The sequence below is a fragment of the Polaromonas sp. genome (assembly GCF_036676035.1).
In the GTDB taxonomy this organism is placed as follows: Bacteria; Pseudomonadota; Gammaproteobacteria; order Burkholderiales; family Burkholderiaceae_C; genus Polaromonas.
The window spans coordinates 1-1,601 of record NZ_JAKFDR010000050.1 but is presented as its reverse complement, the minus strand read 5'-3'; the positions used below and the strand labels follow the sequence as shown (position 1 = coordinate 1,601).

The following is a 1,601-nucleotide window of genomic DNA, read 5'->3' as shown; positions in this document are numbered from 1 at the left end:
GATGCTGCGCGAGCGCGGGCTGATGGTGACCGCAATTCGCCCACCGACCGTGCCGGCCGGCAGCGCGCGACTGCGCGTCACGCTGACCGCCGCCCACAGCGAGGCGCAGGTACAACTGTTGCTGGAAGGGTTGGCAGATTGTTTCGCCCGATTGTCATTGGAGCCAAGCCATGCGTAATCGTCTGATTCTGCTGCCCGGCTGGGGCCTTGGCGTGTCGCCGCTGGAACCGCTGGCCGCAGCATTGCGTGGCTTCGACGAGCATCTGCAAGTCGAGATCGAGCCCCTGCCGGAGCTGGACTCCGCTGACCTTGAAGACTGGCTCGACGAACTCGATGCGCGCATTCCACAGGAAGTCTGGCTTGGTGGCTGGTCGCTGGGCGGCATGCTCGCGTCTGAGTTGGCGGCACGACGCGGTGAGGCGTGCTGCGGGGTGCTGACGTTAGCGAGCAATCCTGCGTTTGTCGCCCATGAACAGTGGCCGAGCGCGATGCCTGGCGAGACGTTCGATGCGTTTCTTGCCGGTTGCCAGGCCGATCCGCGTGTCACGCTCAAGCGCTTCTCTCTTTTATGTGCGCAAGGTTCGCCAGATCCGCGTGGATTGTCGCGCCTGCTGCTCGGTGGCGCGCCAGCCACCGCGCCGACCGCGCTGATGGCAGGGCTGGAGCTGCTCGCGCAGCTGGATACGCGCCAGGCGTTGCAGGCGTTTCGCGGCCCGCAGTTTCATCTGTTCGGCGGACAGGATGCGCTGGTCCCGGCGGAAGCGGCCGGCGCATTGTTCGCGCTGTTGCCGGATATCGAAATTGGCCTGATCGAACAGGCCAGCCATGCTTTTCTGCTGGAAGACCCGCACGGAGTCGCGGGCGCGATCCAGGCGTTTCTACATGAGTGCGCTGATGAATGATCTGTCCCTTGTGCTGCCTGGGGGCTTGCCCGACAAGCGCCAGGTGGCGGCGTCTTTTTCTCGCGCTGCGGCCAGTTACGACAGCGTCGCCGAGTTTCAGCGTGACGTCGGCACGCAGCTGCTTGAGCGTTTGCCTGGGAGTTTCATGCCGTCGCGGTGGCTTGATCTCGGTTGCGGCACCGGCTATTTCACCCGGGCGCTGGCCTCGCGTTTCACCCAGGGCAGCGGTGTCGCGCTAGACATCGCCGAGGGCATGCTCAATCACGCACGGCCATTGGGTGGCGCTGAGCATTTCATTGCTGGCGATGCCGAACGGCTGCCGTTGCAGGATGCGAGCGTCGATCTGATTTTCTCCAGCCTTGCAGTGCAATGGTGCGCAGACTTCGAGGCGGTGCTCAGCGAAGCCTTACGCGTGCTTAAACCGGGCGGGATTTTTGCATTTGCTAGTCTGTGTACAGGGACGCTGTACGAATTGCGGGAGAGTTGGCAGCAGGTCGACGGGTTGGTGCACGTCAATCGCTTCCGCGAGTTCGCCCGCTATGAACAGTTATGTGCCGGCAGTGGCATGCGCATTTTGGCGCTGGAGAATCAGCCGCACGTGTTGCATTACCCGGATGTGCGCAGCCTGACTCACGAGCTGAAAGCGCTGGGCGCACACAATCTGAATCCCGGGCGGCCGGGCGGTTTGACAGGGCGGGC

The 1,601-nt window shown here is 63.6% G+C and carries 3 protein-coding genes; all 3 read left to right on the top strand.

What is annotated here, in order from left to right; genetic code table 11:
* A partial coding sequence (locus V6M61_RS08035) for an aminotransferase class I/II-fold pyridoxal phosphate-dependent enzyme (RefSeq protein WP_332776043.1) occupies positions 1-178 on the top strand: 178 nt, incomplete at its 5' end.
* A complete protein-coding gene (locus V6M61_RS08030; protein WP_332776042.1) occupies positions 171-902 on the top strand; it encodes an alpha/beta fold hydrolase in 732 nt (243 codons plus the stop codon). The genes V6M61_RS08035 and V6M61_RS08030, both read left to right, overlap by 8 nt.
* Positions 895-1,601: malonyl-ACP O-methyltransferase BioC (gene bioC / locus V6M61_RS08025; protein ID WP_332776041.1), on the top strand; the 707-nt coding region annotated here is incomplete at its 3' end. The genes V6M61_RS08030 and bioC, both read left to right, overlap by 8 nt.